This window comes from Vicinamibacteria bacterium (assembly GCA_035620555.1).
In the GTDB taxonomy this organism is placed as follows: domain Bacteria; phylum Acidobacteriota; class Vicinamibacteria; order Marinacidobacterales; family SMYC01; genus DASPGQ01.
In genome coordinates this window covers 1-4712 of record DASPGQ010000639.1, presented here as the reverse complement: position 1 = coordinate 4712, position 4712 = coordinate 1, and the positions used below count along the sequence as shown (strand labels likewise).

Sequence of the window (4712 nt, the reverse complement as noted above, 5' to 3'; positions counted from 1 at the left end):
TTCGCAACCGCGCCCTTGGAATCGGATCTGGAAATCACGGGTCCCCTCCGAACCGTCCTCTACGTCCGCACGACGGCGCGATCCACCGATTTCACCACGAATCTCCTGGACATCGATCCCGACGGGCGTGTTTTCAATATTTCGGAAGGGATCTTGCGGCGTTCCTACTCGATCGGTCCCGGAGCGGAAGAGCCCATCGAGATCGAGATCCCGATGTGGCCGACGAGCCTGCTCGTTCCTCGAGGTCACCGCCTCGGTCTCGATGTCTCGAGCAGCAACACCCCGCGCTTCGACGTCAACCCCAACACCGGAGGCGACATCGCCACGGAAACACATCCCGTCTCTGCCGAGCAAACGGTCTTTTGGGGAGGCAGCACGCCGTCGCGAATCATCCTCCCCATCGTCCCGCGTTAGGAATCGCAAAGGAGGTCGACATGCCCGAGCACCGCCGGCGTTTCTTACCATGGATAGCCTATCCCGGCGTCGTGGTCACCGCATTCGCCCTGCACTTCGTACTGCTCCGGGCCGGTTTGCCGGTGGGCGTGAGCGCCTACATCGCGGTGGTATTCGGAGCCGTTGCCGTCGCGATACTCGAGCTCGCGATTCCCTACGACGAATCCTGGCAGCCCAACCGAGACGACGTGAAGAACGACCTGCTGTTCATGATCGTCGTTCAGATCGTCTTGCCCCCGCTTTTGACCCTGTTCTTTGGCATCACCTTGATCCGATACTTGCATACCTCCAACGTCTCCACGACCGAGTGGTGGCCCCGACATCTCCCCATTGCCGTTCAGGTCGTGTTGATGCTGCTCGTTGCCGAGCTCTTCCGCTACTGGCTTCATGTCGCGGCGCATAACACGCAACTCTGGCGACTGCACGCGGTGCACCATTCTCCCAAGAAGCTCTATTGGCTCAACGTCGGCCGGTTTCACCCCGTGGAAAAGGCCGTTCAGTTTCTCTTGGACGCTTTGCCGTTCATCGTTCTCGGAGTCGGGGAGGAGGTCTTCGCCGGATACTTCATCTTCTACGCAGTCAACGGATTCTTCCAGCACTCCAACGTCGATGCGCGCTACGGAATTCTCAACTACGTCGTCAGCGGCGCCGAGCTCCATCGATGGCACCACTCGAGACGTATCGAGGAATCGAACAACAACTACGGCAACAACTTCATTGTTTGGGACCTCGTCTTCGGAAGCTGGTTTCTGCCGCGGGATCGGCGTGTGGGGGATCTGGGCCTGCTCAACCCCGATTACCCACTGGATTTCGTCAGCCAGCTCACCACACCGCTCCGGCCCGGCCTCGACAAACAGGGGGCGGCTTCGAATGCTCTATGACGCCTTGATCAATCGCCTGATCTGGGCGCGCATGCAGATGTTCACCTGGACGCACTGGCGGCCTTTCGTGAAGACGGCTCGAGCGCCGTGGGACGCGCAGGAACGCCTGCTTCTCCAGTTTCTCCGCCAAAACTGCGAGACCAAGTTCGGGCAGTTGCACGGATTCGACCGGATTCGAAGCTACCGTGACTTCGTTTCCGCCGTTTCGATACAGAGCTACGAATCGCTCAGGCCGTTCATCGAGGAACAAGAGCGCACCGGCACGCCTGCGTTGAGCGCCGTCGCTCCGGTCATGTATGCGCAAACGAGCGGCACCACGGGCCAGCCGAAACTGATTCCGTTGCTCGAGAGCACGCTTCGATCGCACAAGCGCAGTCAAGCTATCCAGTCGTACGTGCAGTTCAAGACCGACCCTCGGGCTTACTACGGCAAGCTCCTGGGCATCGTCGGGCTTGCCGAGGAAGGTCGGCTTCAGAGCGGCAGGCCCTATGGCTCGGCGTCGGGGCACGTGTACAAGAACATGCCAAGACTGACCCGAGCGAAGTACGTGATCCCGCATCAGGTCTTCGGTATCGAAGACTACGACCTCAAGTATCTGACCATTCTCCGTCTCGCGCTCGTACACCGTAACGTTACGTTCCTGGGCAGCGCCAACCCTTCGACCTTTCTGAAGCTTCTCTCGGTGCTCGAGATTTATCGGGAGGAGCTCCTCGAGGACATCCGACGCGAAGAGTTTCGTTACCTCGCGCGGATGACCCACGACGCGAGGGCCGCGATCCAGCCCCGGCTACGATGCAAGCCCGCTCGCCTGCGGGAGCTCGAGCAACTTCTCCACTCCCCGTCGCCCAGGTTTGCGGACCTCTGGCCGAATCTACGCCTCGTCAACACCTGGACCGGCGGGAGCTGTGCCATTCCTCTCGCGGCCTTCGAGAGACATTTGCCGCCGACGACTCGGATTGCGGAGCTCGGCTATCTATCCAGCGAGTTCCGCGGCACCATCACCGTCGACGTCGAGCGCAACTGGGGCGCGCCCACGATCCAGGAGAATTTCCTCGAGTTCGTGGAGCGCGAAGCATGGGATGGTGGTGACCAAAAGACTTTGACGGTGGACGCGCTCGAAACGGGCAAGCAATACTACGTCATTGTCACGACCGCGGCCGGCCTGTACCGCTATTTCATGAACGACATCATCACGGTCACCGGCCGATTTCACGCCACCCCGACGATCCAATTCGTGCAAAAGGGCAAAGGCGTCACGAACATCACCGGGGAGAAGCTCACCGAAAGCCAGATTATCGAAGCCGTGCGGTCTTCCGAGGAGGAGCTCGGTGTCCGTTCGACATTCTTTCTGATGCTCGCCTGCGTCCAGGAATCGAATTACCGGTTGCTCCTGGAGCCCGCGGAACCAAGCGACGGCTCGCCAAGCCGGATGCGCGATCTGGTCGAGAGCAAACTGACCGAGTTAAACGTGGAGTATGCGGCGAAACGTGCCAGCGGCCGCTTGCGAGAGCTCGAGCTCGTGCATTTGAGACCGGGCACGGGTGAAGCATACAAACGCCACTGCCTGCGTCTCGGACAACGGGAAGGCCAGTTCAAGATCATCACCCTGCAATATCTGGACGACGGCTCGTTTTCCTTCGGCGACTATTACCTTCGCGGCTCCGCCTGAATATGTCGATTCAAGAGCTCGAGATCTATCGGCTCGATATTCCGTTCAGGATTTCGTTCAAACACAGCTCCGCCGAACGCAGGAGAACCCAGAGCGTTTGGGTCGAAGCGGTAGGAGAGGGGCTCGTGGGGAGGGGCGAGGGATGTCCACGGGAATATGTCACGAACGAGAACATGGCTACGGCCGCCGCATTCTTCGCCGAGCATCGAAGGGCTGTCCTCGATGGAATTCACGATTTCGAGGACCTCGTGAGCTGGGAACGGCGGCACGCTGCGACAATCGACGAGAATCCGGCCGCGTGGTGCGCCATCGAGCTCGCGATGCTCGATTGGCTCGCGCGCCGAGACGGCTCACCCGTCGAAGATCTCCTGTCCCTAACTCGACTGGACGGAACGTATCGCTATACCGCGGTCGTCGGCGACAGCGGGATGGATTCGTTCAGATCCACCACGGCGAGATATCGTGACTTGGGCTTCGCGGACTTCAAGTTGAAGCTGTCCGGCGACGTCGGGCGCGATCGCGAGAGGCTTCGTTGGTTGCACGAGCTCGAGGTCAAAGGCCTCCGCGTCCGGGTGGACGCCAACAACCTCTGGGATCGGGTCGAGGAGGCCGCGGAGCATCTCACCGCGCTCGGATGCCCTTTCCTTGGAATCGAGGAGCCGCTCGAGGCAAACGACCTGGCGGGACTGAGACGGCTCGCCGACGAGACTGGCTGCCGTATGATTCTGGACGAAAGCCTCCTGCGCGAAGAACAGATAACCCGGCTCGAAGAGGATCCGCATCACTGGATCGTCAACCTCCGTGTGTCGAAGATGGGTGGCCTGCTGCGGTCTCTGGCCGTGGCCCGGCGAGCGCGGGAGGCTTCTATTCCCGTGATCGTCGGAGCCCAGGTGGGCGAAACGAGCCTCTTGACGCGGGCTGGCCTGGTTGCCGCCGGTTGTGCGGCAGACAACCTTCTCGCGCAAGAAGGAGCGTTCGGAACTTTGCTTCTCGAAACCGACGTCGCCGACCCACCACTGATGTTCGGGGCCGGCGGCATAGTCGACGCCACTGTGCTCGAGCTCGGAGCCAAGCCCGGCTGGGGCCTTTCGTTCACCAGCGATCGCGGCATTTTCCAGCGGCTGTAGACACCGGGAAGGCGGTTTCCCAACGGATGCCTGAGCGTGATTGGCGCTACCCTGTCCAAGAGCAGCCGGTTGCGCGCGCCAGGGCCAGGCACACCTGGTCCATTTTTTGAGCGCCGAGACTACTTACGTAATGCCGCAAAGACCTCTGATCGACCGTTTGGATGTGGTCGAGATTCACTACTGAAGGCACCTTCAAACCGTCTTCCACGCCCACGGCTACTTCGCTCGGTACTCCGTGGACGGCAGACGTGATCGGCGCAACCATCACGGTTCGGATCAAAGGGATCACACTTTGGCGGCTGATCACGAGAACAGGGCGCCGCTTGTCGGGAGAGCGGAACGTGTGAAGCCAAATTTCTCCTCGATTTACTCGGTTGGCCACACACCTTCCTCGTCCCAACCGTCGAATTCGCGCCCAAGTGCTGAGCCCTTTGCGTATCCTTTCCGGTAACGAGCATCGATCGCGGATTCCGTCTTCCTGCGCAGGTAGTCGCCGACAATGCGTCGAAGCACCGCGGAACGACCCACCCTACGGACGTCTTCGTCGGCATCGAGTTTTTCGAGAAGACCTTCATCAAACAT

At 60.4% G+C, this 4712-nt stretch carries 5 protein-coding genes; 4 read left to right on the top strand and 1 reads right to left on the bottom strand.

Translation table 11 applies throughout. The features are described from left to right. The 4 genes from VEK15_26075 to VEK15_26060 all read left to right on the top strand — a co-directional run. The coding region (locus VEK15_26075) for a CocE/NonD family hydrolase (protein ID HXV64195.1) at positions 1-414 on the top strand (414 nt) is incomplete at its 5' end. Between the two features lie 20 nt (positions 415-434). Continuing rightward, positions 435-1334 carry a sterol desaturase family protein gene (locus VEK15_26070; GenBank protein ID HXV64194.1) on the top strand — a complete coding sequence of 300 codons (900 nt, stop codon included), beginning with the start codon at positions 435-437 and terminating at the stop codon, positions 1332-1334. Beyond that, entirely contained in the window at positions 1324-3003 is a 1680-nt protein-coding gene (locus VEK15_26065) for a GH3 auxin-responsive promoter family protein (protein HXV64193.1), read from the top strand. The genes VEK15_26070 and VEK15_26065 overlap by 11 nt, the downstream gene beginning before the upstream one ends. 2 nt (positions 3004-3005) lie before the next feature. Next, positions 3006-4130, top strand: coding sequence for an enolase C-terminal domain-like protein (locus VEK15_26060; protein HXV64192.1), 1125 nt, complete (start codon positions 3006-3008; stop codon positions 4128-4130). A gap of 366 nt (positions 4131-4496) precedes the next feature. On the opposite strand, the gene VEK15_26055 is transcribed toward VEK15_26060, so the two are convergent. After that, positions 4497-4712: hypothetical protein (locus VEK15_26055; protein HXV64191.1), on the bottom strand; the 216-nt coding region annotated here is incomplete at its 5' end.